Origin of the sequence: Gelidibacter salicanalis (genome assembly GCF_007997285.1) — a bacterium.
GTDB lineage: Bacteria > Bacteroidota > Bacteroidia > Flavobacteriales > Flavobacteriaceae > Gelidibacter > Gelidibacter salicanalis.
The window spans coordinates 415,838-441,216 of record NZ_VORX01000001.1 but is presented as its reverse complement, the minus strand read 5'-3'; the positions used below and the strand labels follow the sequence as shown (position 1 = coordinate 441,216).

General features: G+C 37.7%; 20 protein-coding genes. 11 read left to right on the top strand and 9 right to left on the bottom strand.

Going from position 1 to position 25,379, the window contains the following annotated elements:
• Genes cls through ES711_RS01885 form a run of 3 tightly spaced genes read right to left on the bottom strand, consistent with a single transcriptional unit; the run spans position 1 to position 3,098 of the window.
• Positions 1-1,458 (bottom strand): cardiolipin synthase, encoded by a 1,458-nt coding sequence (gene cls / locus ES711_RS01895; protein ID WP_146889143.1) that lies wholly within the window; start codon positions 1,456-1,458, stop codon positions 1-3.
• On the bottom strand, positions 1,458-2,387 hold the full coding sequence (locus tag ES711_RS01890) for a lytic transglycosylase domain-containing protein (protein ID WP_146889141.1): 930 nt from the start codon (positions 2,385-2,387) through the stop codon (positions 1,458-1,460). The genes cls and ES711_RS01890 overlap by 1 nt, the downstream gene beginning before the upstream one ends.
• 42 nt (positions 2,388-2,429) lie before the next feature.
• A complete protein-coding gene (locus ES711_RS01885) occupies positions 2,430-3,098 on the bottom strand; it encodes an alpha/beta fold hydrolase (RefSeq protein WP_146889138.1) in 669 nt (222 codons plus the stop codon).
• A 214-nt stretch (positions 3,099-3,312) separates the two neighbouring features.
• On the opposite strand from ES711_RS01885, the gene ES711_RS01880 reads away from it, so the two are divergent.
• Positions 3,313-3,609 carry an N-acetyltransferase gene (locus tag ES711_RS01880; RefSeq protein WP_211363041.1) on the top strand — a complete coding sequence of 99 codons (297 nt, stop codon included), beginning with the start codon at positions 3,313-3,315 and terminating at the stop codon, positions 3,607-3,609.
• A 389-nt stretch (positions 3,610-3,998) separates the two neighbouring features.
• Here the strand turns inward: ES711_RS01880 and ES711_RS01875 are convergent, their stop codons facing one another.
• The 4 genes from ES711_RS01875 to ES711_RS01860 form a co-directional block, all read right to left on the bottom strand.
• Positions 3,999-4,505: a hypothetical protein gene (locus ES711_RS01875; RefSeq protein ID WP_146889135.1), complete on the bottom strand. Its 507-nt coding sequence runs from the start codon at positions 4,503-4,505 to the stop codon at positions 3,999-4,001.
• A 124-nt stretch (positions 4,506-4,629) separates the two neighbouring features.
• Positions 4,630-5,970, bottom strand: a complete 1,341-nt coding sequence (gene mtaB / locus ES711_RS01870; protein ID WP_146889132.1) for a tRNA (N(6)-L-threonylcarbamoyladenosine(37)-C(2))-methylthiotransferase MtaB — start codon at positions 5,968-5,970, stop codon at positions 4,630-4,632.
• Positions 5,971-6,216: 246 nt separating this feature from the next.
• Entirely contained in the window at positions 6,217-7,392 is a 1,176-nt protein-coding gene (locus ES711_RS01865) for a GlmU family protein (protein WP_146889129.1), read from the bottom strand.
• Between the two features lie 221 nt (positions 7,393-7,613).
• Positions 7,614-7,865: a type B 50S ribosomal protein L31 gene (locus ES711_RS01860; protein WP_133757759.1), complete on the bottom strand. Its 252-nt coding sequence runs from the start codon at positions 7,863-7,865 to the stop codon at positions 7,614-7,616.
• Between the two features lie 259 nt (positions 7,866-8,124).
• Between ES711_RS01860 and ES711_RS01855 the strand changes: the two genes are divergently transcribed.
• The 7 genes from ES711_RS01855 (at position 8,125) to ES711_RS01825 (ending at position 15,061) form a co-directional block, all read left to right on the top strand.
• Entirely contained in the window at positions 8,125-8,658 is a 534-nt protein-coding gene (locus ES711_RS01855) for a DUF4199 domain-containing protein (RefSeq protein ID WP_146889127.1), read from the top strand.
• Positions 8,659-8,698: 40 nt separating this feature from the next.
• Positions 8,699-9,646 (top strand): glycosyltransferase family 2 protein, encoded by a 948-nt coding sequence (locus tag ES711_RS01850; RefSeq protein ID WP_146889124.1) that lies wholly within the window; start codon positions 8,699-8,701, stop codon positions 9,644-9,646.
• A gap of 64 nt (positions 9,647-9,710) precedes the next feature.
• Positions 9,711-11,438: a phospho-sugar mutase gene (locus ES711_RS01845; protein WP_211363040.1), complete on the top strand. Its 1,728-nt coding sequence runs from the start codon at positions 9,711-9,713 to the stop codon at positions 11,436-11,438.
• Positions 11,439-13,265, top strand: coding sequence for an ABC transporter ATP-binding protein (locus ES711_RS01840; protein WP_146889121.1), 1,827 nt, complete (start codon positions 11,439-11,441; stop codon positions 13,263-13,265).
• A 270-nt stretch (positions 13,266-13,535) separates the two neighbouring features.
• A complete protein-coding gene (locus ES711_RS01835) occupies positions 13,536-14,078 on the top strand; it encodes an RNA polymerase sigma factor (RefSeq protein WP_146889118.1) in 543 nt (180 codons plus the stop codon).
• A gap of 33 nt (positions 14,079-14,111) precedes the next feature.
• Positions 14,112-14,624, top strand: a complete 513-nt coding sequence (locus ES711_RS01830) for a hypothetical protein (RefSeq protein WP_146889116.1) — start codon at positions 14,112-14,114, stop codon at positions 14,622-14,624.
• Complete coding sequence (locus ES711_RS01825; protein WP_146889113.1) at positions 14,621-15,061, top strand: sensor of ECF-type sigma factor; 441 nt, start codon at positions 14,621-14,623, stop codon at positions 15,059-15,061. Before ES711_RS01830 ends, ES711_RS01825 begins: the two co-directional genes overlap by 4 nt.
• A gap of 89 nt (positions 15,062-15,150) precedes the next feature.
• Here the strand turns inward: ES711_RS01825 and ES711_RS01820 are convergent, their stop codons facing one another.
• Positions 15,151-16,197, bottom strand: a complete 1,047-nt coding sequence (locus tag ES711_RS01820) for a WD40/YVTN/BNR-like repeat-containing protein (RefSeq protein WP_146889110.1) — start codon at positions 16,195-16,197, stop codon at positions 15,151-15,153.
• A gap of 153 nt (positions 16,198-16,350) precedes the next feature.
• On the opposite strand from ES711_RS01820, the gene ES711_RS01815 reads away from it, so the two are divergent.
• The 3 genes from ES711_RS01815 (at position 16,351) to ES711_RS01805 (ending at position 23,329) form a co-directional block, all read left to right on the top strand.
• Positions 16,351-17,562: an RsmB/NOP family class I SAM-dependent RNA methyltransferase gene (locus ES711_RS01815; protein ID WP_146889107.1), complete on the top strand. Its 1,212-nt coding sequence runs from the start codon at positions 16,351-16,353 to the stop codon at positions 17,560-17,562.
• 175 nt (positions 17,563-17,737) lie between these two features.
• Positions 17,738-21,433, top strand: a complete 3,696-nt coding sequence (gene purL / locus ES711_RS01810) for a phosphoribosylformylglycinamidine synthase (protein ID WP_146889105.1) — start codon at positions 17,738-17,740, stop codon at positions 21,431-21,433.
• Between the two features lie 123 nt (positions 21,434-21,556).
• On the top strand, positions 21,557-23,329 hold the full coding sequence (locus ES711_RS01805) for an AMP-dependent synthetase/ligase (RefSeq protein WP_146889102.1): 1,773 nt from the start codon (positions 21,557-21,559) through the stop codon (positions 23,327-23,329).
• 34 nt (positions 23,330-23,363) lie between these two features.
• On the opposite strand, the gene ES711_RS01800 is transcribed toward ES711_RS01805, so the two are convergent.
• A complete protein-coding gene (locus ES711_RS01800; RefSeq protein WP_146889099.1) occupies positions 23,364-25,289 on the bottom strand; it encodes an LTA synthase family protein in 1,926 nt (641 codons plus the stop codon).
• Positions 25,290-25,379: the final 90 nt, after the last annotated feature.

Below are 25,379 nucleotides of genomic sequence, written 5' to 3'. Positions count from 1 at the left end.
CTATAATAATGGTGCCCAAAGTCGGCAGTACGATTCTTTTAGTTTTTCGATAGTTCGTCTTTTTAGCCAACGGTCCTGATCAATAATCTCGCTGTCTTTCAAATCTTCAAAAAAGTGTGCTTTTAGCTCTAAACTTTTTGCCGTATTATAAATAATGGCATTGATTTCAAAATTAATATTAAAGCTTCTGTAGTCCATATTCGTGGTGCCAACCGTCGAAAACACATCATCAATAACAATCGTTTTAGCATGGATAAATCCTTTACAGTACCGGTAAATTTTTATGTCCGCTTCCAATAAACATTCAATATAGGAGTTGGTGGCGTGCTTAGCCGTCCATGTATCCGAATCTTTTGGAATGAGGAGCCTTACATCCACACCACTTTTTGAAGCTACTTGAAGCGCTGTAATGATTTGCTCATTCGGAATAAAATAAGGCGTAGTGAGATAGACATATTTTTCAGCAGTAACAATGGCCGTAAAAATCACTTCCATGATGTTTGCCCAGTCTGTATCAGGACCGCTCGCGGCAATTTGCATTGCGGTAAAATCTTTGCAGTCGTCCTTTGGAAAAAAGCTCTCCTCAATATCCACTTTATGTCTTGAAACAAATTCCCAATTCATCAAAAAATGTATTTGTAAAGACTTTACAGCTTCTCCCACAATTCTCAGATGGGTATCTCGCCAATAAATTTCTGAATCTTCAGAATTGACATAGGTATCAGAAACATTGATTCCTCCAATATAGCCGATTTGACCATCAATGATAACAATTTTTCGATGGTTTCTATAGTTCATCTTACTCGTAAAACTAGGAAAAAGTACCGGCATAAAAGAAAACCACTCAACGCCACTCGCCTCCATTCGTTTCTTGTTTTTCCAAGACACACTACTTCCCACATCATCAATACTCAGCCTGACTTTAACGCCAGACTTAGCTTTATCACATAAGATATCAATGATTTCTAAACCAATGTTGTCATCACGAAGAATGTAATATTCCAAGTGAATATGCAGTTTGGCCGATTTCAAATCTTTTAAAAGTAATTTGAATTTATTCTCTCCATTTTTGATGATGTCCACCTTATTAAAGGTAGTTAGGGGCGCATTCTCGCTACTATGAAGTAATTTGACCAGTTTGATTTTATCATCCAGAAGATCATTTTTCAAATCGGCGATTTCCTGTTTGTCAGGCTTGAGACGTTTACTAACATCAGAGATCAATTTCTGATTCAGGAGATGTTTCCGATTAAAAATTTTGTTTTTTCGATACTCTTGGCCAAATAAATAATAGACGATGAGTCCGAAAAATGGAAAAAACACCAAAACGATAATATAAGATACGGTTTTGGTGGGATTAATATTTTTAGTCAGCACCGTGAATGCCGCCAAAATGACAAGCAGGTAATTGATACTTATTAGAATGACCCAGTAATTATTCGAAATTAAGGCACCCATTAAGATTTCGAATAATATCCTTTTTCAGGAATTTCAATAGTGTATTTTTTTCCTGATTTATTGTTTAAGTGAGGCTCTCTTAACCAAGGGTTATGGATTTTTAAAATCTTGTAGTTAATACCATAATCTTTAGCAAAGGCCGCAAAGTCCTTTACTTCTCTATCAACCGTCACAGAAAACGTTGGAATATTGCTGTATAAATCAGAAGACTCAAAATTGAAACCATAGACTTTTGGATGTTTTAAAATTTCCTTTAAGGCCACAATTCTGAACATATACCGTCCAGTTTCTTCTCCCAACAACAGATCGTAATAGTCAGCAACCTCTTGCTCTCTCAAACGACGGGAGATTCCTGCATTTCCCGCATTATAAGCAGCCGCTGCCAAGGTCCATGAACCAAGATTTTTCTTAGACTGCAAAAGATATTTACACGCCACTTCAGTCGATTTTTCTAAATGGTAACGCTCATCGACGTTATCATTCACTTCTAAACCATTTTCCTTTCCAGTGGCGGGCATTATTTGCCACACACCTCGTGCTCCAGCAGGAGAAACAGCATTTGTCAAGCCACTTTCAATCACTGCCAAGTATTTAAAGTCGTCAGGAATGCCGTGTTTCTTTAAAATGGGTTCAATAATGGGAAAATATTTTTGGGCACGTTTAAACATTAAAAGCCCATTAGATTGCCAATAGGTGTTTACCAACAATTCTCGATCCATACGTTCATAAACATCTGGGTCGGAAATGGGCATCTTCTCTCCCGCAAAGTTTAGATTTTCAGGTAATTGAACCGCATAGACATTGTAATCATTACTAGTTTTTAACTCCGCCACTTCCTCATTTTCAGTAGGTTTTTGAACCGCAAAAATGAACAATCCTGAAATACAGAATAGTCCGACGATGGCTAGTAAATTCTTGATAATTTTCATCTTGTATTTTTTTTATAAATGTATTAAATTATTCCATAGGTTTTAATTTGAACCTTCCATTAGCGCAGGCAGGTGTTTATTAAACCATTTGTATTTTGTAACGATCATAATATGGGTCCCTCCTTTTACCACAATACAATCGCCTTGACAGGAATGGGTAAAAATGGCGTCCTGATCGCCATGGATATAAATAGCATCAGGATTTGGCTCGTCTTGGTCCCATAGCAACATTTCTTTTAAAGCCCAATCTAAATAGCGTTTATCATTGACCGCAAGATAGGTTTTGTATAAATCGATTCGTTTTGAAATGGTGTCATTAAAGGCATACTTTTTTAGAACGTCTAAATTGGAAAGCAATTGTGTAGGCGCAAATTTATAGGCCTTCATAAACTTAGCAATCTTCATTCGTTTAGGGAGTTCATGGCGCGACTTAATGCTGCTCACCACGATCAATTTCCTCAACTTCATATGCTTACTCATTTCCTGAACTAGCACCCCACCAAAAGAAACACCCAATAACACAGGATTGTCGTGTTCAATCTTTTCAATCATGCGCTTGGCATAATGTTCAAATGTTTCATTGTCTTCAGGTAGCATCCACTCTAACCAATACACTTTAAAACGTTCCTCGGGGAGCTTAATCCGATCAAAGATGGTGGGTTTTGCTGCCATTCCTGGCATGAGATATACTGGTATGATTTCATTATCCATAAACAAAAGTCAAATTATAACAAAAATATCGAGGCCGCAAGTTGAAACTTAAAAACTCCCCTGACCTAGGTTGGCATAAAGCTTTATTTCCTAAGCATTTAACAATATTCAAAGACATTGTTAGCTTAATTTTTCGTAAATTTGTGGCGCAAAGCTATATAAAAATGTAGTGATCACACCCTTCCAATTGTTGAAATAATTTAAATATATTATTATGATTGATGCAGTAGAATTAGTTGACAATGACTTCTTACGTCAATTTGAGCTTAAAGTTGAAAATGACATTGCGAAAATTGAGTATTCCCTTCAAGATCGGAAAATCTTTTTAACTAAAATGGTGATTCCGGATGGTCTTACTTCGGAAGCATTTGAAAATGATTTTTTAACCTTGGTGTTTGAAAATATTTTAGAACGCAACATTAGTGTTGTGCCTACCAGTCCTGAAATTGCAAAATTTTTAAGACGTAACAGAAAGTATAAAAAGATGCTTCCTGTAGGAATTAGAATCTAAAATACACCGATAAAAAAAATGAAGCCGTCTCAAAACTAATTGAAACGGCTTTTTTTATGTTTTTCTCTCGGACAGCTGACCGAGAATAGTACTCAAATATTCAACTCTAAGATAGGTTGTATAAGAATTGAGACACATTCATTTTTTTTGATATTATTTTAGATGGGTAATATTATACTTTTGATTGTCCGCAACATATCAAAGAGCTCATCATTGTGACACTATGGTAACATATACATGAAGGCACTAATAAAAAACATTGGCTTTTAATTTGCGATTATCATCGTAATCTGCGGGGTATCCTTACACATGCTCATGGTTTTATTTCTCGCTGATGTCACAGATATTAGCAGTTTAATTACTCGTATGACAAAAAACGGAAATACAATTTATACTTTCTGATAGATCACAAATAAATCCTTAGTTTCAATGACCTTTGTAAAGTCAGCGTTATAAATTTTGATCGCATTTTTAAACACTAAAGAAAGTCTATTAACTCTTACCGTGCCAATATTATCATTATAACTGATGCTTTCTTCACCAATTTGATCGTATTCTGCAGCAAATCCTAAAATGCCTTCAGCGCAAATTTCATCCACAAAATATTCATCTGATGTATCTTCCTTTAAAGCAATTTGCAGTTCAGGATTAAAAGTATGGGTGGAAGCAACAATGCCATTGGTGTCAAAACTTAAAATTTCTCTCACAGCACATCGGGTTTCCTTTAAAAGGTTGGTGCTGTAGACACCATCACCATTCAGATCGACTGGAATTTGAATAGACCAGGACTTAAGTACCCAATTCCCAACAACAGGATTGCGGACATCATCATCAGAACAGCCTGAAAACAAGAAAAACGAACCTATGAGACAAAGTAGAAAAAGAGATTTTTTCATTGATAGTTTTAGTTAGACATTGGGGTCAACTCCAAAAATATGGATAAGTACCGATGTGCTAAAAAAAATAAGTCGAACAGCTAAAAATGCAGTTGAAAAACACACAGCCCGAAACTTCTATGGACTAAAGGGACAGTACAGTCACAAATTCGAAACGAACAAGGCCGTCTTCGTCTATTTTAGTGAGCTCAATATCGTGCAATGTATTTACCAAATCAGGATTCCACGGTGTTTTCACCTTCACATAGTTTTCAGTAAACCCGTGAATGTACCCTTCTTTGTTTTCGCTTTCAAATAAGACAGTTCGCGTACTTCCCAATTGACCTTCATAAAAAGCACGACGTTTTTTCGCCGAAAGACCTCTCAACATCTTACTGCGCTTTGCCCTTACATTTTTCGGGACGACACCATCCATAACCGCCGCTTCTGTATTGTCGCGCTCTGAGTAGGTGAACACGTGCAAATAGGAAATATCTAAAGCATTTAAAAAGTTATAAGTATCTAAAAAGTGCTCCTCAGATTCTCCCGGAAAGCCCACAATAACATCTACACCAATGCAGGCATGAGGCATCACTTCTTTAATTTTTGAAACGCGATCCACATACAATTCGCGCATGTAACGGCGTTTCATTTTCTTGAGAATCTCATTACTGCCGCTTTGTAGTGGAATATGAAAGTGCGGTACGAAAGCTCTGGATTTGGAGACGAGATCAATCGTTTCATTTTTAAGAAGATTGGGCTCAATAGAAGAAATTCGCAAACGCTCAATACCTTCAACCAGATCCAATTGTTTCACGAGATCCAAAAAGGTATGTTCGTGCTTTTTATTTCCAAATTCGCCTTTGCCATAATCGCCAATATTGACCCCGGTCAATACGATTTCTTTTATATCTTGTGCGGCAATTTCTTTAGCATTCTTAATCACGCTTTCCATGGTATCACTACGAGAAATGCCACGTGCTAATGGAATTGTACAATAAGTACATTTATAATCGCAGCCATCTTGAACTTTTAAAAATGCACGAGTCCGATCGCCAATGGAATAACTCCCTACATAAAAGTCGGCATTCTCAATTTCGCAGGAATGAACGACTCCGGCGCCTTTGTTCCGTTCAGGATTATCGAGCAACTCATTAATATAACTGGTTAAGTTGAATTTTTCTGTCGCACCGAGCACTAAATCCACACCATTAACATCGGCTAATTCTTGAGGTTTCAATTGGGCATAGCATCCAACCGCGGCCACAAAAGCCTCTGGATTGACCTTTTGAGCCTGCCTTACAATAGATTTAAAGCGTTTATCGGCATTTTCAGTAACAGAACATGTATTGATGACGTAAATGTCTGCTTTCTCATTAAACTCCACGCGATCAAAACCTTCATTGGCAAAACTTCGGGCAATGGTAGAGGTTTCTGAGAAGTTAAGCTTACAACCTAAGGTATAAAATGCGACTTTCTTTTTCATAATAACGAGTTCAATTCATAAACCAGAAACTAGTAAATAGTGTCTGTTTTAACGGGAAACCAACTTAAAAACAAGATTTCAGATTTGGAAATGCAAAGTTACACAAATGTTTGAAAGTAATCTACATATCAAACCGAAGCGAATTGAATTTTAAACCTAGATTCTGAAAAGGGAATAACATCTGTGATGATCTAACCTGATAAAAGTAGTTTATCAGACTTTTCAGCAACACCGCACTAGAGCGACCTAGTCTCTTCTGAATTTTTTGCTGAGTTCAAAAACGTGGTTTAAGATGTCTTTTTCCTGTTCGGTAAACTCCATTTGACGTCTCGACATAACTACTTCAGTCACTTCAAAGGCTTTCTTGGTCAAATACGTTGTAAAGCCAGCAGCGCCACCCCAGCTAAAACTCGGAATAAAATTACGAGGATACCCACTCCCGAAGACGTTTGCGCTCACCCCTATGACCGTACCTGTATTGAACATAGAATTAATACCGCATTTACTATGGTCGCCCATAACGAGTCCGCAGAATTGCAAGCCTGTAGGTGCGAAATTTTCTGTAGTATAATTCCATAGTCTTACCTCAGCGTAATTATTCTTAAGGTTAGAACTGTTGGTGTCTGCACCAATATTACACCATTCGCCAATTACAGAATTGCCAATATAACCATCATGCGCTTTATTGCTGTAGGCAAAGAACACAGCACTGGCAACCTCTCCACCAATTTTACAGTGTGGGCCAATTGTGGTGGGTCCGTAAACCCGTGTTCCCATTTTAACGGTCGAATGATCGCAAAGTGCAAAAGGGCCTCTTATTAAGGCTCCTTCCATAATTTCCGAATCTTTCCCAATATAAATTGGGCCTTTACTGGCGTTGAGGGTAGCAAATTCCATAACCGCACCTTCTTCAATAAAGATATTATGCGCGCCTAAAATATGGTTGGTGGATGAGATGGGCTGCGATGTTCTGCCTTCCGTAATCAACTCATAATCCTCTTGAATGGCTTCAGCATTTTTACTGAAAATATCCCAAGTATTTTCTACTGTAATGGCGTCTCCGTCATATTCAATAGCTTCAAAAGAATTAAAATCTATATCTTCTTGAGCATCGCTGGCGTAAAATGCAATGACATCTTCACCTTTAAAAACAGCTTGGTTCTCTTCTAGTTTTTTAATCAGTTCTACCAATTCATTGGTAGGCAGGTATGAGGCATTAATCAACACATTTGCATCCAATTCAACCATAGGATATTTTTCCGAAAGATATTCTTCCGTAATCGTTGTAGTTGTGGTACCCAAATACATTTCCCATTTTTCTCTAATGGTCAATATTCCAATTCTAAGATCAGCCACCGGTCTTGTGTAAGTTAAGGGTAAAAGATGATCTCTAAAAGGACCGTCAAAAAGAATATAGTTCATGTAGTGGATAAAAATTTAATTGGATAATAAAAATATAATGACCTGCTTTAACACATTAAAAAAACGGAAATAACCTTCTGAAATTCAAAGTAAAGCCGATGAAGCATCTTCTTGGTAAACAAAAATTATTTCCTGTAAAGGGGGCAAAAATAAGTTATTTATAGAAAACAAAAAAAGCCTTCAGACAATATCTGAAGGCTTTTGTTATCTTGGACACTAAATTATTTCTTGAATTTAGCGTATTTGTTCTTGAATTTATCAATACGTCCAGCCGTATCTACCAACTTCGATTTACCAGTGTAGAATGGGTGAGATGATCTTGAAATCTCCATCTTCACAAGTGGATACTCAACACCGTCAACGTCAATAGTTTCATTTGTATCTGCTGTAGATTTTGTCAAAAACACGTCTTCATTAGACATATCCTTAAATGCTACTAGTCTATAATTTTCTGGATGTATACCTTTTTTCATCTCTAAATACTTTAAATCGTTCAATTTTTGGAAGTGCAAATTTAAGTATTTTTTCCTTATGTGCAATAGATTTGCTTTTATTTTTTTCAATTTAGTGAAGGTCAAAAAAAAAGATGCCCTTGCCGATCCAAAAACATATTGAAGCAATCTTCAATTTCGTAATTTAACACCCTCCCATTCTCACTTTGACGGAATTAAATTGTAACGTTTGCATATATTTGCTTACTAAATAACTTACTAACCAATCAAACCTCAAATTATGGAAAGCTCAATTAAATCTTCTGCATTAAAACACGGTCTTTACCTTGGCATATTAATGATTCTTGTTACTGCAATACTGTATGCCGTAAATTTAGACCTCATGACTAAATGGTGGTTGAATATCATCTTATTCGCAATCATACTTACTTTTGGAATTGTTTCTGCTCTAAAATCAAGAACCTTATTGAATGGTTTGATCACCTTTAAAGAAGCATTTTCGTCCTACTTTATAACCGTAGCCATTGGAGTCATGTTAAGCACCTTGTTTAGCATTCTTCTATTTAATGTCATAGATCCAGAGGCAGCAGAGGTTTTAAAAGAAAAAATCACTCAAGCGTCAATTGAAATGATGCAAAATTTTGGCGCTCCTGAAACAGAAATAAATAAAGCGGTAGCCGCAATGAATGAGCAGGATCAATTTTCTGCTTTAAATCAGTTGAAATCTATTGCATGGCAACTTCTTGTATACGCTGTCATTGGACTCATTGTAGCCTTGATCGTCAAAAAAAAGGACCCTAACGCTATCAACTAATTTCGTTACTTTTGAAGCCTCACCTTTTGAAACCACGTCCATGAACATATCAGTAGTTATACCACTACTCAACGAACAGGAATCGTTAACTGAATTACACGATTGGATTGCCAGAGTTATGCTTTCTAATCAATTTTCTTATGAAATCATCTTTATTGATGATGGCAGCACGGATGATTCGTGGGAAGTGATTCAGCAGTTATCAGAAAAAGATCATAATGTAAAAGGGATTCGCTTTTTACGGAATTTCGGGAAATCGCAAGCGCTCCATGCAGGATTTGAAAAAGCACAAGGCGAGGTGGTAATTACTATGGATGCTGATTTACAAGACAATCCTGAAGAAATTCCTGAACTTTATGACATGATCGTCAACCAACGCTATGATTTGGTCTCCGGATGGAAAAAGAAGCGTTATGATTCTGTTATTTCTAAAAATTTACCGTCCAAACTTTTTAATTGGGCAGCACGCCAAACCTCCGGCGTACAATTGAACGATTTTAATTGTGGTCTTAAAGCCTACAATCTTGAAGTGGTAAAAAATATTGATGTGAACGGTGAAATGCACCGTTACATTCCTGTGTTGGCCAAAAATGCAGGCTTTTCCAACATTGGAGAAAAAGTAGTTTTACATCAAGCCAGAAAGTATGGCACCACCAAATTTGGTATCAATCGTTTTATCCACGGGTTTTTAGACTTGCTCACCATTTGGTTTCTCTCTCGGTTTGCCAGACGCCCCATGCACCTTTTTGGCGCCTTAGGAGTTCTCATGCTCTTAATTGGACTCGGGTTTACGCTGTATCTGGGTATTGATAAGGTGTTCGTCAACCCTAGCGGACGTTTAATTACAGATAGGCCTCAATTTTATATTGCCCTGTCTACAATGGTCATCGGGACACAATTTTTTATTGCAGGATTTTTAGGCGAAATTGTGTTGCGCACCAAAGAAGATAAGAAACGCTATCTCGTCAATGACGAACTGAATTTCTAGTCCATATCAAGTGAACCCCTTTTGAATTCCTTATTTTTGCACTATAACTCATAATTATTTCATCATGATCTACATTGAACCAAAAATACTAGAACGCATCAATACCTGGCTTACCCCTACGTTTGATCAAGAAACTCAATCTAAAATTAAAGATAGCATTGCACTTCATCCTGAAGAAATTCAAGATGCATTTTATAAAGATCTCGAGTTTGGTACTGGTGGTATGCGTGGTATTATGGGTGTAGGTACAAACCGGATCAATAAATATACCTTAGGACGAAACACCCAAGGGTTGAGCAACTATTTGCACGAGCAATTTCCTAACGAGCAACTTAAAGTAGTCATTGCCTACGATTGTAGACATAATAGTAAGTCTTTAGCTAAAGTTGTAGCGGATGTATTTTCAGCGAATGGCATTGACGTGTATCTTTTTGAAGATTTACGTACCACGCCAGAATTATCCTTTTCAGTAAGACATTTAGAGTGCCACTGCGGCATCGTGCTAACGGCCTCCCATAACCCTCCTGAATACAACGGCTATAAAGTGTATTGGCAAGATGGTGGACAATTGGTGCCGCCACAAGATGCTGATATCGTGAATGAAATCAATAGTCTAGCGTATTCTGAAATTAAATTTGAAGCTCAGGAACAGCGCATTACCATGATTGGCAAAGAAGTAGATGATGCCTTTATCAACGCTTCTGTAAAAAATGGAAACTTCACCAATCAACAGGCCAAAGACGACCTTACGGTTGTGTTTACCTCACTTCACGGAACTTCCATCACCACAGTTCCTGAAACCTTAAAACGTGCAGGCTATACCAATGTGCATCTTGTAAAGGAGCAAGAAGTCCCAAATGGCGATTTCCCCACCGTAAAATCTCCTAATCCTGAAGAGCCAGAAGCTTTGAAAATGGCCATGGAACTTGCCGAAAAGGTCAATGCCGATATCGTTATTGGTACCGACCCTGATTGCGACCGCTTAGGTATTGCGGTAAGAGATTTAGACCATAAATTAGTATTATTAAATGGCAATCAAGCCATGTTAGTAATGACTGATTTCCTTTTAAAACAATGGAAAAAAGAGGGCAAGCTTGATGGTAATGAATTTATTGGCTCCACCATTGTATCTACTCCAATGGTAGAAGTTTTAGCAAGCTCCTATGGTGTTGAATATAAAGAAGGCTTGACCGGATTTAAGTGGATTGCTAAAATGATTAAAGACTTCCCAGAGCTCGATTTTATTGGCGGTGGCGAAGAAAGTTTCGGATTTATGGTTGGCGATTTTGTTCGCGATAAAGACGCGGTAACCTCTACCCTATTGGCTTGTGAGATTGCAGCCCAAGCTAAAGCAAACGGCAGCTCGTTTTACGAAACCTTATTGCAGTTGTATATTTCCCATGGTCTCTATAAGGAACACTTGGTTTCTATTACCAAAAAAGGCATGGAAGGTGCACAGGAAATAAAGCAAATGATGATTGACGCCAGAGAAAATCCACTACAAAACATTAACGGGTCCAAAGTAATCCGTATTGAGGATTACCAACTTTCAAAAGCTAAAAACTTCATCACGAATACTGTTGAGGACATTGTCATTCCTAAATCTAACGTCATCATCTATTACACTGAAGATGGCAGTAAGATTGCTTTGAGACCAAGTGGTACAGAACCTAAAATAAAATTCTATATGAGTGTTAATGCTCCCTTATCGTCTATTGAGGCGTTTTCAAAAGTAGATGAGGAATTGCAAGATAAGATTGACGCCATATTAAAAGACATGAACTTGAGTTAAATGGAGTATTTGAAGAAGTTTTATCCGTTTATTATTCCGTATAAAAAATATGCTTATCTAAACATTTTTTTCAATGCACTTTATGCGCTTTTCAGCACCTTATCATTCGTTGCTTTAGTGCCAGTTCTTAAGGTTATTTTCAGTGATCAACATCCGGTGGTTACTGAGCCCATATATACTGGAATTTCCAATATCAAAGATTATATCGAAAATTCTCTCAATTTTTTCATTGTTGATAAAATTGAGACTTACGGCGATTTTAAAGTATTGATGTTTATGGTTTCTATAATCATTGCCATCTTCTTACTAAAAAATCTATTCAACTATCTCGCCATGTATTACATCACATTTTTGAGAAATGGCGTTTTAAAAGACATTAGAAATGTGCTTTTTGATAAAATTGTCACTTTACCGCTTTCCTTCTACTCAGAAAAAACCAAAGGTGATACCATCTCTCGGGTCAGTGCTGATGTGGATGAAGTAAAAAATTCGTTTTTATCAATTTTAGAAATGATTGTTAGAGAACCTCTGACAATTTTATTTTCGTTGGCGGTTATGCTTTTTATGAGCGTCAAACTTACTTTATTTGTGTTTATTTTTATTCCAATTTCTGGTTTTATCATCTCAAAAGTGGGTAAGTCGTTAAAAAAAGGCTCACTTAAAGTACAGCAGGAGCAAGGTATATTCCTGTCCATTCTTGAAGAAACGATGTCAGGACTGCGCATTATAAAAGCATTCGATGTGGAAAAAGTGTTTGCTAAAAAATTCGAAGATTCCAATGACCGATATTACAACTATTCAAACACGCTTCTCAATCGACAAAATTTAGCGTCACCAATCAGTGAATTTTTGGGGATAATAGTCATCGGAATTTTATTGGTGTATGGCGGCTATTTGGTATTTGTAGACAATTCTATGGAAGCCAGTATTTTCTTGGGCTACATCATGTTAGCTTATAATGTTTTGACCCCAGCCAAGGCCATTGCCAAAGCAAGCTATGGAGTCAAAAAGGGGAATGGTGCTGCAAATCGTATTTTAGAATTTTTAGAATCTGAAAATACCATCCAAGAAATTGAAAATCCTATTATTAAAAAGACGTTTGAATCTGATGTTACCGTCAACAATATCTCGTTTAAATATCAAGACGATCTGGTGCTAAAAAACTTCAATTTATTTGTTCCTAAAGGAAAAACTGTGGCCCTAGTGGGACAGTCTGGAAGTGGCAAAAGCACCATTGCGAACCTTATCACCAGATTTTATGATGTAAATGAAGGTCAAATTACTATAGATGGTATAGACATCAAAGATTTATCTCAATCTTCATTAAGAGGCATGTTGGGCGTTGTTTCTCAAGATTCCATTCTGTTTAATGACACCATCAACAACAATCTTAAAATAGGAAAGCAGGATGCTTCAGATGACGAGGTTATTGAGGCCTTAAAAATCGCCAATGCGTGGGAATTTGTAAAGGACCTTCCTAACGGCATTGAGTCTAATATTGGGGATTCAGGTAACAAATTGTCTGGGGGACAGAAGCAACGCTTAAGTATTGCGAGAGCTGTGCTTAAAAACCCTCCAATTATGATTCTCGATGAGGCTACATCAGCCTTGGACACGGAAAGTGAACGTTTGGTACAATCGGCCTTAGAGAACATGATGCGCAACAGAACCTCTATCGTTATTGCTCATCGCCTCTCAACCATCCAAAATGCTGATGAAATTGTGGTGATGCAAAAAGGTGAAATAGTCGAGCAAGGCAAACACGCTGAACTTATAGCCAAGAATGGCGTTTATAAAATGTTGGTAGAGATGCAAAGTTTCGATTGAAACAAAAACAATTTGAGTTAAAAAAGGATGCTACTACTATGAAGCATCCTTTTTGACTTAAATCAACGCTTGGGCAAACACTGGTTTCTTAGCAAGTTAGTCCACGAATATAGAAGTTCTTTAACGACAAACACTTAATCTTTTGTATTTTGTCGCATTCATGAGTTTTTAATCGACGTTTAATAATTACGACATGTAATTAAAATGACTATCTTTTAGAGTGCCATTAAACTTTTTATACCTTCCACAGTCTTATAAAAAAACCTTTCTGTGCTTAACGATGCCGCACTTGTTTTAAGATTGACTAATGAAGACACCAAAGACTCGGCGTTTAAAGAGTTGCTTACGCTTTATAAAGAACGTTTGTATTGGCATATCAGAAAGATAGTGGTGTCTCACGATGATGCAGATGATGTGCTTCAAAACACATTTATTAAAGTTTATAAAAATATCCATAACTTTAAGGGAGATAGCAAATTGTTTTCTTGGATGTTTCGCATTGCCACTAATGAAGCCATTACCCATTTAAAGCAGAATGCCAAATTAAAAAATAGTGATAGCGAGACGCTACAGGAACAAACTATGGCCAATCTCCAAGCCGATGTTTATTTTGAAGGCAATGAGATACAGTTAAAATTACAACAGGCCATGGCAACACTACCGCAAAAACAGCAATTAGTATTTAATATGCGGTATTTTGACGAATTGAAGTATTCAGAAATGTCTGAAATTTTAGAGACTAGTGAGGGGGCCTTAAAGGCTTCCTACCATATTGCAGTAAAAAAGATTGAAGCATATTTAACCAGCAATTAAACCTTTGGTCAATTAATCTGTCCTACTAATAGCATGAAAAAAAGTGAGTTACATAATATAACGGACCCGGGGTTTAAGATTCCTGATTCCTATTTTGACACCTTTGACGAGCGTCTATTTAAAACATTAGATGTACAAAAGGATATGTCTGAAATAGATGGGCCCGGTTATAAAGTACCCAAAGACTACTTTAAGAATTTTGATACGCAATTAGCGCAAAAATTGGAAGACATCAAACAGCCTAAAGTAAAATCAATTAAGTCTTGGCGACAGATTGCTTATTACTCGGGGGTTGCGGCCGTTTTGGTGGTAATGTTAACCGTATTTATGAAATCAGAAGATGACTTATCCATTAATCAAGTGGAAACCGCTTCTATTGAAAGTTATCTGACGAATGAAAATTTAAATATCTATGATATTGCCTCCTTTTTAAGTGCCGAAGATATTAAGGTAGAAGATTTTGTAGCCAATATGATTACAGATGAATCCTTAGAAACTTATCTTCTTAACAATGCTTCAATTGAAGATTTAATCAACGAAAAATGAAAAAAACAATCATCATATTATGTGTAGCCCTGACCTCATGGTCTTCATTTTCTCAACATTCGGAGAAAAGAGAAAAGATAAGGTCGTTAAAAGTGGCATTCATCACTGAGCGTTTGGGTTTAACGGAGACGGAAGCCCAAAAATTTTGGCCTATCTATAATGCTTACGAAAGCAAAAAAGATGAGCAACGACGCATGGGTTATGACAAACATAAGCAAATCTCTGAAGATATGACGGAAGCGCAGGCCAAGGCCATGTTGAAAGATTTAATCGCTTTTGAAAAAGAACGTGAACATATGCGCTCTAATTATATAGAAAGCCTTTTAAAAGTGATGCCCGCAAAAAAAATAATTAAACTTAAATTCGCTGAAGAAGAATTTAATCGGAAAATGCTACACGAATATAAGAAGCGTCATAGCAATGACGGCAAAGACTAAGGTAGCGCCTAAATTATTGTATTTCTATTAAAAATCCCAAAGACCTTACTATCAGCCTTTGGGATTTTTCTATTGATATAAACCCGATTTTATCTAAAATTCAATCTTGAAATTCTGCCTTGGCCAGCAGCGTAGGCCGTGCTATCGTTTAAAAATCGGATGGTATAAAAGCCTTCATCACTTAAATGCTTCCAACTGTTGCCAGAGTCGCTGGAGTAATCAATCCCCTTAAACCCTACCGCTACCAATTCTTTTCCGCCCTTATTAGGCACATATTGCACGCAGCTTCTATATCCTGGTTCTTTACCATCCGCCACAATCTGCCATGTTCTACCTCCATCTGATGTTTTCATTTTATTAGCGGTAGTGCGATCCGGTTGGGTATAATCACCACCAATGGCAAACCCGTTTTTGGCGTCATAAAAATCAATGGAATAAATACCAGTTGTTGCTTCTCCATTGACCATTGGCGTTTCAAAAATTTCCCAAGATGCTCCTTTATTTGGAGAGAATAATATACGACTGGTTTTGCCGCCGGTTGCAATCCAAGTGTTGTCCCCAACTATGGCAATATTACTGTTGCTGGCGGCAAAAGCTGCTTCACCCTCTTTTATTTTAGGCAATTGATCACAAGTTATTTTAGTCCAAGTTTCACCCCCATCTCGAGTGATAATGATACTCATGCATGAATCAGTAGGATCGCCAATAGCAATACCCTCTTTGGCGTTCCAAAACGCTAAAGCATCGTAAAACACTTTTTCGTGCGCTTCCTTATAAACTACTTCCATTGCTCCAGTTTCGCCGGTCTTGTATAATAGCGCTGGATTTTCAACACTCAACATAAAAAAATCATTAACGGTTCTGGCCACAGCCCTAAATTGCAAATCTAAGGTGTCATAAGTCTGCTTCGCCGTGCCCCACTGATCCGTTAACGGATTGTATAAACCAAACATGCCATTGTTTGCCGCAAATGCAATGCTTTTGTCTGACGCCACATCAATAGCTCTAATACTCAATAGTGAATCTTTAAAGATGGTTTCAATCACAACACTGTCAACAGTCTTGGTAGTTTTAGGATCGTCAGTTTTGCAAGAAAAAATGGTGGTAAATAATAAAAAACCAAGGACTATTCTCATTAGTATATTTTTTTTGGAAAGGTAATTGTTTTCGGATTAAAAATATTAAAATAAGGCCACATTCGCAGCATTTTAGCGTAACTTTGCAATCGCAATTTTTTACATTAAACTACAGTCGTAAGTTTAGACGACTCACAATAAACAACATAACAAATGAGGTTACACAGAAATCTAAGTTTTGCAGTTATTGATGGATTGATGCTCATTTTTAATGAAGGTCAATACGCTGATAAAGTCATACAACAATTATTAAAACGCGATAAACGTTGGGGAGCCCGCGATCGCGCTTTCGTGGCAGAAACCACTTACGATATTGTAAGATGGAAACGCCTTTATGCAGAAATTGCCGAAGTAAAAGAACCTTTTGATAGAGATAATATTTGGAGAATGTTTGCAGTTTGGGCGACCCTTAAAGGCATCAAACTTCCGGATTGGTCGTATTTCGAAAACACACCTACCCGTAAAATTAAAGGGAAATTTGACGAACTTTCTAAAATTAGAAAATACAGAGAGTCTATTCCAGATTGGATGGACGAGATGGGCGAGAAAGAATTAGGTGCAGAACTTTGGACTAAAGAAATCAGTGCTCTAAACGAGCAAGCTGATGTCATTTTAAGAGTCAATACGCTACAAACTACCAAAGAAAAATTACAAGCAGAATTGTTTGACTTAGATATTGAAACAGAATTCTTGGCAAACCATCCAGACGCCTTAAAATTAAAGGAGCGTGCTAATGTATTTCAAACTGAGGCTTTTAAAAACGGGCATTTTGAAGTACAGGATGCTTCATCTCAGTTGGTGGCCGAATTTTTAAATGTGGAACCTGGCATGCGCGTAGTTGATACTTGTGCTGGTGCCGGTGGGAAAGCCTTACATATTGCCACTTTAATGCAAAATAAAGGTCAGGTAATTGCGCTTGATATTTATGGCAATAAACTTAACGAACTAAAACGAAGAGCTAAACGTAACGGTGTTTTTAATGTTGAAACTCGTGCCATAGAAAGCACCAAAGTCATCAAAAAACTGTATGATAAAGCGGACCGCGTTTTAATTGACGCGCCATGCTCAGGGTTGGGAGTTTTGAGAAGGAATCCGGATGCCAAATGGAAACTACAGCCAGAATTCATTGAGAACATCAAAAAAACCCAACAAGAAATTTTGCAACAATACGCAAGAATCGTGAAATCTGGAGGACAGTTGGTATATGCCACCTGTTCCATTTTGCCTTCTGAAAATCAAGATCAGGTAACTGAATTTTTAAAGTCAGAGGTTGGTAAAGATTTTACCTTTGTAAAAGACGAAAAAGTATTGTCACACACTTCAGGCTTTGACGGATTTTACATGGCGCTGATCCAGAAAAAATAATTGAGAATAACCCTATTATCTGAATTCAATAGATAATAAATTACAATACAAAGCGATCTCCAAAAGGTCGCTTTTTTTTATGTCACAATTTAAAAAAATATGCTTAAAATAGATTAATTTTGCACTTTCAAAACACAATAGGTTTGCCTAAACCGCAGCCACAAACTAAGACATAATGATTCACTTCTTTGGAAACGCAAGCAGCAAGCTATTCGCTGTTCAAACAACAAAAGAATTAGACCCTGAAACCATCGCTAAATTGGTGTGGTTATTTGGCAATCAACCTCAAATAGAACAAGCATCTCTCGATGCTTTTTTTGTTGGCCCTCGGGCCGCAATGATTACGCCTTGGAGCACTAATGCTGTTGAAATCACTCAAAATATGGGCATTTCTGACATTATTCGTATTGAAGAATTTCAAGCGGTGGCTGAAGATTTCAAAGATTATGATCCTATGATCTCTGAAAAGTATCAAGGTCTCAATCAAGATTCCTTCACCATCCACATTCATCCGGAAGCTATTTTAGAGATTGATGACATTGCTGCTTACAACCAAAAGGAAGGTTTAGCGCTGAATGATGAAGAGATTGAGTACCTGGAAGGTGTTTCCAATAAAATTGGTAGAAAATTGACGGATTCTGAAGTATTTGGATTCTCGCAAGTCAATAGTGAACATTGCCGTCATAAGATATTTAATGGCACCTTTATGATTGATGGTGAAGAAAAAGAACATTCTCTTTTTAAGATGATCAGGGAAACTTCTAATAAGAACCCAAATTCGATAGTGTCTGCTTATAAAGATAATGTCGCCTTTATAAAAGGCCCAACGGTTGAGCAATTTGCACCAAAAACAGCGGACAAGCCCGATTTTTATCACACTACAGATTATGAATCGGTGATTTCATTAAAAGCCGAAACTCATAACTTCCCAACCACAGTAGAGCCATTTAACGGTGCTGCTACAGGTTCAGGAGGCGAAATCAGAGACCGACTAGCAGGTGGAAAAGGTTCCTTACCATTGGCAGGAACGGCGGTATACATGACCTCCTATTCTCGACTGGAAGACGAACGTCCATGGGAACAAAAAATGGATGCCCGTCCTTGGCTGTACCAAACTCCAATGGATATTTTAATCAAAGCTAGTAACGGCGCGTCTGATTTTGGTAATAAATTTGGACAGCCCTTAATTTGCGGCTCTGTTTTGACTTTTGAACACGACGAAAATCTAGAAGTTGACTCGAACCAAGCGCAAGGGTCCCCACGCAAATTAGGCTACGACAAAGTGATCATGCAAGCCGGAGGCGTTGGGTACGGCAAAGCGGATCAAGCTTTAAAAGACACGCCTAAAATGGGCGATAAAGTCGTTATTTTAGGAGGTGAAAATTACCGTATTGGTATGGGAGGTGCTGCGGTATCTTCTGCCGATACTGGCGAATTTTCTACAGGTATTACCCTTAACGCGGTACAACGCTCTAATCCGGAAATGCAAAAACGTGCCGCAAACGCTGTGCGTGGCATGGTAGAAAGTGAAGAAAACTTTATTGTTTCCATTCATGATCATGGTGCTGGCGGACATTTGAACTGTTTAAGCGAATTAGTGGAAGACACTGGCGGACTTATCGATTTGGATAAATTACCGGTTGGCGACCCAACACTTTCTGCCAAAGAGATTATCGGCAATGAATCACAAGAACGTATGGGCTTGGTCATTGCGGAAAAACACGTTGAAACCTTACAAAAAATAGCGGATCGTGAGCGTTCTCCAATGTATACCGTGGGAGACGTGACCGGGAATAACCGTTTTACCTTTGAATCAAAAACCACTGGCGAAAAACCGATGGATTTAGAAATGGTCGACATGTTTGGAAGTTCTCCAAAAACAGTCATGACGGACACTACCATTACTAGAAATTATGAAACAGTTTCTTATAACACAGATAAATTTTCCCATTACTTAAACCAATTGCTACAGTTGGAAGCTGTAGCCTGTAAAGATTGGCTTACCAATAAAGTGGACCGTTGCGTAGGTGGTAAAGTTGCCAAACAGCAATGTGCCGGCCCTTTACAGTTACCACTGAATAACGTTGCCGTAATGGCTTTAGATTATAAGGGGAAGGAAGGCGTAGCAACGGCAATTGGCCACTCGCCTATTGCTGGTCTGATTGACCCTGTTGCAGGGAGTAGAAATGGAATTACTGAAGCGCTTACTAATATCATCTGGGCACCTTTAAAAGACGGTTTGCAAAGCGTTTCGCTTTCAGCCAACTGGATGTGGCCTTGTAAGAATGAAGGTGAGGATGCGCGTCTGTATGAGGCAGTAAAAGCAGTTTCTGAGTTTTCTATCGATTTAGGAATCAATGTTCCTACAGGCAAGGATTCCCTTTCTATGAAGCAGAAATACCCAAATGAAGAGGTTATTTCTCCAGGAACCGTCATTATTTCTGCCGCAGCAAATTGTAATGATATTACCAATGTGGTAGAACCTGTTTTTAGAAGAGATGCAGGTCCTATTTACTATATCAATATTTCACAGGACAGTTTTAAATTAGGCGGCAGTTCCTTTGCCCAAATCATGAATAAAATTGGGGATGACGCCCCATTGGTTCAGAGTGCAACCTATGTAAAAACGGTATTTAATACCATTCAAGATTTGATTAAGACTAATCAAATTGTGGCCGGTCATGATGTGGCTTCCGGCGGGTTGATTACTACCTTATTAGAACTCTGTTTTGCAGATAATAACTTGGGCGCAAAATTGGATCTGACCACTATCGGCGAAGAAGATTCCTTTAAACTATTATTTGCTGAAAATTCAGGAATTGTCTTTCAAACTATTGATGCTTCTGTAGAAGAGCACTTAACACAGGCTAATATTGAATTTTTCAAAATGGGATCTGTTGTGGAAAGTGACACTCTTAACATCATCAATGGCACAGAAGTTTATAATCTGAACATTTCAAAATTGAGAGATACCTGGTTCAAAACCTCTTTCTTACTCGATCAGAAGCAAACCGCCAACGGATTGGCCCAAGATCGTTTTGATAATTATAAAGACCAACCTTTACACTTCAAATTCCCCGAGCATTTCACGGGACTTTTAGAGACTGCCAAAGGTTTGGAAAACCGTCCAAAAGCGGCAATTCTACGTGAGAAAGGTTCTAACTCTGAGCGAGAAATGGCCAACGCCATGTATTTAGCAGGATTTGACGTAAAAGATGTCCACATGACGGATTTAATCTCTGGACGCGAAACATTAGAGGATATTCAATTTTTAGGCGCTGTCGGAGGTTTCTCAAATTCTGATGTACTCGGTTCTGCTAAAGGATGGGCCGGTGCTATTAAATATAACGAGAAAGCCAATAAAGTAATCAAGGATTTCTTTAAACGGGAAGACACACTTACGGTTGGTATTTGTAATGGTGCGCAACTTTGGATGGAATTGGAATTGGTGAATCCTGAGCATGAACCGCACGGCAAGTTGACCTACAACTGCTCTAACAAGCACGAAAGTGGCTTTACATCAGTTGACATTCAGAAGAATAACTCCGTGATGCTCTCCACATTAGAAGGCAGCAAATTAGGCGTATGGATTTCACATGGCGAAGGCAAATTTAAACTGCCGCTTTCAGAAGACAACTACCAAATTGTAGCAAAATATGGATATGAAGGCTACCCTGCAAACCCTAATGGCTCTGACTTTAACACCGCCATGATGTGTGATAAAACAGGACGTCATTTAGTAACCATGCCTCACATTGAACGTTCTATTTTTCAGTGGAATTGGGCACACTATCCAGAGGCCAGAAAAGACGAAGTGTCTCCATGGTTGGAAGCTTTTGTCAACGCTCGTAAATGGATTGAAAACAGATAATCATCCGTTATCATATTAAGAATAAAAAGGGGTTTTTAGTAATAAAACACCCCTTTTTTTAGGTCTACATTTGAAAATCCTATTTAATTTCATACTTTGCAAAGACTAAACTTCACATAACTGATGACAGGTATTACCAGAATTTTTGATATTCCAAAATATCAATTAGAACATTATAATCTTGATAAAGCGCTTATTACAAAATACAACGGCGAATGGAAATCAATTTCTTCTCAGGAATATGTAGACCAAGCCAATGCTATAAGTAGAGGTTTATTGCGCTTGGGAATTCAACCAAACGATAAAATTGCCGTCATTTCTACCAATAATAGAACTGAATGGAACGTTATGGATATTGGAATTTTACAAATTGGTGCCCAGAACACCCCAATTTATCCAACCATTTCTGAACAGGATTATGAATATATTCTCAACCACTCTGACTCTGTTATTTGTTTTGTATCTGACGCAGAAGTGTTAGCCAAGGTCAATGCTATTAAAGCCAATACAAAATTGACAGCAGTCTATACCTTTGACGATATCGTTGGCGAAAAAAGTTGGAATGAAGTTTTAGAACTAGGCAAAGACAAAAGCAATCAACAGGAAGTTGAAGCCCGTATGGCTGCTGTAAAACCTGACGATTTGGCCACGCTAATTTACACCTCCGGAACTACAGGAAGACCTAAGGGAGTCATGTTGTCTCATGACAATTTAGTATCTAATGTTTTAGCAAGTCAAAAACGGGTGCCTTTTGAAAATGGAAAATCAAAATCCTTAAGTTTTTTACCGGTATGTCACGTTTTTGAACGTATGGTAATTTATCTGTACCAAGTGTGTGGTGTGGAGATTTACTTTGCCGAATCTATTGATAAAATGAGTGACAACCTTAAGGAAGTCAAACCAAATGTGATGACCGCAGTACCAAGGTTATACGAAAAGGTTTACGATAAGATTGTGGCGAAAGGAAGCGAACTGACTGGCGTTAAGAAAAAATTATTCTTTTGGGCCATCGAATTGGGCTTAAAATATGAACCTTACGGCGCTAACGGCTGGTGGTATGAAACTCAGCTTAAATTAGCTCGAAAACTGATTTTCAGCAAATGGAAAGAAGGTCTTGGCGGCGAATTGGACCTGATGGTCTCTGGTAGTGCCGCACTGCAAACCCGTTTAACCCGTACGTTTGCGGCTGCAGGTATGCCCATCATGGAAGGCTACGGTTTGACGGAAACCTCTCCTGTAATTGCGGTGAATGATATGCGTAACGGTGGTTTTAGAGTGGGTACCGTAGGTAAAGTAATTGAGAAACTGGACGTGAAGATTGCGGCTGATGGTGAGATTCTTGTTAAGGGACCTAACGTTATGCTAGGCTATTTTAAAGAACCTGAAAAGACCCAAGAAGTTATGACCGACGGGTATTTTCACACTGGCGACATTGGCGAATTTGATGCAGACGGCTTTTTAAAGATTACGGACCGTAAAAAAGAAATGTTTAAAACGTCTGGCGGCAAATATGTCGCGCCTGCGTTGATTGAAAATGAATTGAAACAATCCCGATTTATTGAGCAAATTATGGTGATTGGCGAAGGCGAAAAAATGCCTGCAGCTTTAATCCAACCAAATTTTGAATTCATTAAAGAGTGGATTAAGAAGAAAAATAAAGACATTGCATTAGACAATGCTTCCATTATAAAATCTGACGTGGTCATTGCGCGAATTCAGAAAGAGATAGATGCTGCCAACGAGCATTTTGGCAAATGGGAACAAGTCAAACGCTTTGAAATCACTCCAGATATTTGGACCATTGAGGGTGGCCATTTAACGCCTACCTTAAAAATGAAACGAAAGATCATCAAAGAAATGTATAAAGATCTTATTGAGAAAATATACAGATCGTAATATAAAGAGCTTCAATTGTTGAAGCTCTTTTTCTTTAGTTCAACTTCTTATCCACAATCCGTTCAAAATAATCCTTCAAAAACGCTTTGCAGGCCAATTCTACTTTTTCCATTTCTAGTGTTTTGTTCGCAATTAGATTATGCTCTAAGCTCTTATCGTTAAGATCATAAAATCCTGTAGCGCGATTACCATCAAATGTACAAATGTAATTGCCACGCAACATATGGTATTGAGAGACGTTGTGATTTATCGCAAAAGGTTCTACGCCGTCATCAGAAACAAGACTCCTTCCCCAACTTCTAAAGGGTTTGTTATACCCGATCAAATCCATTAAAGTAGGATAAATATCAATTTGCTGAGCCAATTTGGCATCGGATCCTACCAGGCTTCCATCTGATTTATAAAACATAATTGGTACCGCTCGCCTATTAATCACTTTGTTATACTGGTCATAATAGACCTGATTAGGATGGTCTGCAGTAATGACAAAAATAGTATTGTCAAACCAAGGTTCTTTCTTAGCTGCTTCAAAAAACGTTTTAAATGCATAATCGGTGTACCCGACGGGCTCATGCATATCTACATATCCTTTTGGGAACTTTCCATCATATTTTTCAGGAATATTAAACGGCTCGTGTGAAGACACTGTGAATATAGAACTGAAAAACGGCTCTGTTTTCTTGTCGAGTGTCATTTTCATGAATTGCATAAATGGTTCATCCCAAATACCCCAACTGCCATCAAAATCATCATCATTACCATATTCTTCCATACCATAATAATGATCAAACCCTAGAATATTGCTAAACCCCAAGAAGCCCATTGAACCATTGGGAGCGCCGTGAAAAAACGAGGTATCATAATCTAAATCATTCATTATTGAAACCAAACTCTGAATCTTCTGATTGGAAAAACTAGAAGATGTAAAGGCATCAACAAACGAAGGAATTCCGGATAGAACAGACGACATCCCATGAATAGACTTTGCACCATTGGCAAAAGCATTCGGAAATATCAGACTGTGCTGTGCTAAGGAATCTAGAAATGGCGTATAACTTTCATAATTGGGAATCCCAGAATCTTCGTTAAACGCTCCAATATATTCCCTACCCATACTTTCGGTAATAATGACAATAATATTGGGCTTTGTTGCTGGATTGGTAGTGTATTGTTTAATTGGCTTGATGTAAAATTGAACCTCCTCATCACTAATATCGAAATCTACTTTCTTAAAGCTGTTATTCCCAAAGGTCCTTATAAAGGCAAAGGTCGTATTGAGCACCAAATCTGCCTGTTCCAATTTCTCTACGTGCTTACTCGCATCTACCAAATTAATTGGACGCGTACTTTTTTTGAAGTCGCCTCCTCTGATACCTCCAACTATTAAAGTTCCGATGATGACAAATCCGATTATGGACGACAAATAATAGGCTTTATTGGAAAGACGTTGTTCTATTTGAGGGAGTTTTACACGTTTATAGAGATATACCCATAAGATACTCGCCACTATAAATAGTACATAAACGTGCCAATAACTAATCATAAACCTGAAAAACATTTCTATTTTATTGCCTTCATTCTTTACAACATCTAATACCGATAGTGTCGTTCGGGCAAAATTATATTTGTAGTAAATAAAATCGACGAAATTAAGAGCGTAGGCCACAAGATTAGTTACAAAGTAGACTATCATTAAGAGTTTACGATATCCTGATGTTGTTGATATTCGCAACGGCACAATGGATAGTAGAATAAAGAGCAAATTGACATATAATATAGCTGCCGTGTCAAAAGCCAGTCCGTAATAGGATAATTTAAAAAACTCAGTAACTGAATGCACTTCTAAAACTGAAGCATTGTAGAAGAAAAATAGAATTCTTGCCAAAAAATAGAATACGTAAGCCAAAAACAGTCGGTAAACTAAAATACCGTATTCCTGTTTTCTAAAAAATAATCTCATGGCGCAATTCAGGTTGAATTAATCGCAAAAATACAAATTACAGGCACAGTTTTGAGAGAATTGAGCTATCGAATTGAAGCGATGAGGGCA

Excerpts from the sequence above, each read along its gene's own strand:
- ES711_RS01885 (WP_146889138.1), bottom strand. The coding sequence starts at position 3,098 with ATGGATAATGAAATCATACCAGTATATCTCATGCCAGGAATGGCAGCA.
- mtaB (WP_146889132.1), bottom strand. The coding sequence starts at position 5,970 with ATGAAAAAGAAAGTCGCATTTTATACCTTAGGTTGTAAGCTTAACTTC.
- ES711_RS01840 (WP_146889121.1), top strand. The coding sequence starts at position 11,439 with ATGGAGTATTTGAAGAAGTTTTATCCGTTTATTATTCCGTATAAAAAA.
- ES711_RS01860 (WP_133757759.1), bottom strand. The coding sequence starts at position 7,865 with ATGAAAAAAGGTATACATCCAGAAAATTATAGACTAGTAGCATTTAAG.
- ES711_RS01875 (WP_146889135.1), bottom strand. The coding sequence starts at position 4,505 with ATGAAAAAATCTCTTTTTCTACTTTGTCTCATAGGTTCGTTTTTCTTG.
- ES711_RS01845 (WP_211363040.1), top strand. The coding sequence starts at position 9,711 with ATGATCTACATTGAACCAAAAATACTAGAACGCATCAATACCTGGCTT.
- ES711_RS01825 (WP_146889113.1), top strand. The coding sequence starts at position 14,621 with ATGAAAAAAACAATCATCATATTATGTGTAGCCCTGACCTCATGGTCT.
- ES711_RS01830 (WP_146889116.1), top strand. The coding sequence starts at position 14,112 with ATGAAAAAAAGTGAGTTACATAATATAACGGACCCGGGGTTTAAGATT.
- ES711_RS01850 (WP_146889124.1), top strand. The coding sequence starts at position 8,699 with ATGAACATATCAGTAGTTATACCACTACTCAACGAACAGGAATCGTTA.
- ES711_RS01820 (WP_146889110.1), bottom strand. The coding sequence starts at position 16,197 with ATGAGAATAGTCCTTGGTTTTTTATTATTTACCACCATTTTTTCTTGC.
- ES711_RS01890 (WP_146889141.1), bottom strand. The coding sequence starts at position 2,387 with ATGAAAATTATCAAGAATTTACTAGCCATCGTCGGACTATTCTGTATT.
- ES711_RS01805 (WP_146889102.1), top strand. The coding sequence starts at position 21,557 with ATGACAGGTATTACCAGAATTTTTGATATTCCAAAATATCAATTAGAA.
- ES711_RS01855 (WP_146889127.1), top strand. The coding sequence starts at position 8,125 with ATGGAAAGCTCAATTAAATCTTCTGCATTAAAACACGGTCTTTACCTT.
- cls (WP_146889143.1), bottom strand. The coding sequence starts at position 1,458 with ATGGGTGCCTTAATTTCGAATAATTACTGGGTCATTCTAATAAGTATC.
- purL (WP_146889105.1), top strand. The coding sequence starts at position 17,738 with ATGATTCACTTCTTTGGAAACGCAAGCAGCAAGCTATTCGCTGTTCAA.
- ES711_RS01800 (WP_146889099.1), bottom strand. The coding sequence starts at position 25,289 with ATGAGATTATTTTTTAGAAAACAGGAATACGGTATTTTAGTTTACCGA.
- ES711_RS01865 (WP_146889129.1), bottom strand. The coding sequence starts at position 7,392 with ATGAACTATATTCTTTTTGACGGTCCTTTTAGAGATCATCTTTTACCC.
- ES711_RS01815 (WP_146889107.1), top strand. The coding sequence starts at position 16,351 with ATGAGGTTACACAGAAATCTAAGTTTTGCAGTTATTGATGGATTGATG.
- ES711_RS01880 (WP_211363041.1), top strand. The coding sequence starts at position 3,313 with ATGATTGATGCAGTAGAATTAGTTGACAATGACTTCTTACGTCAATTT.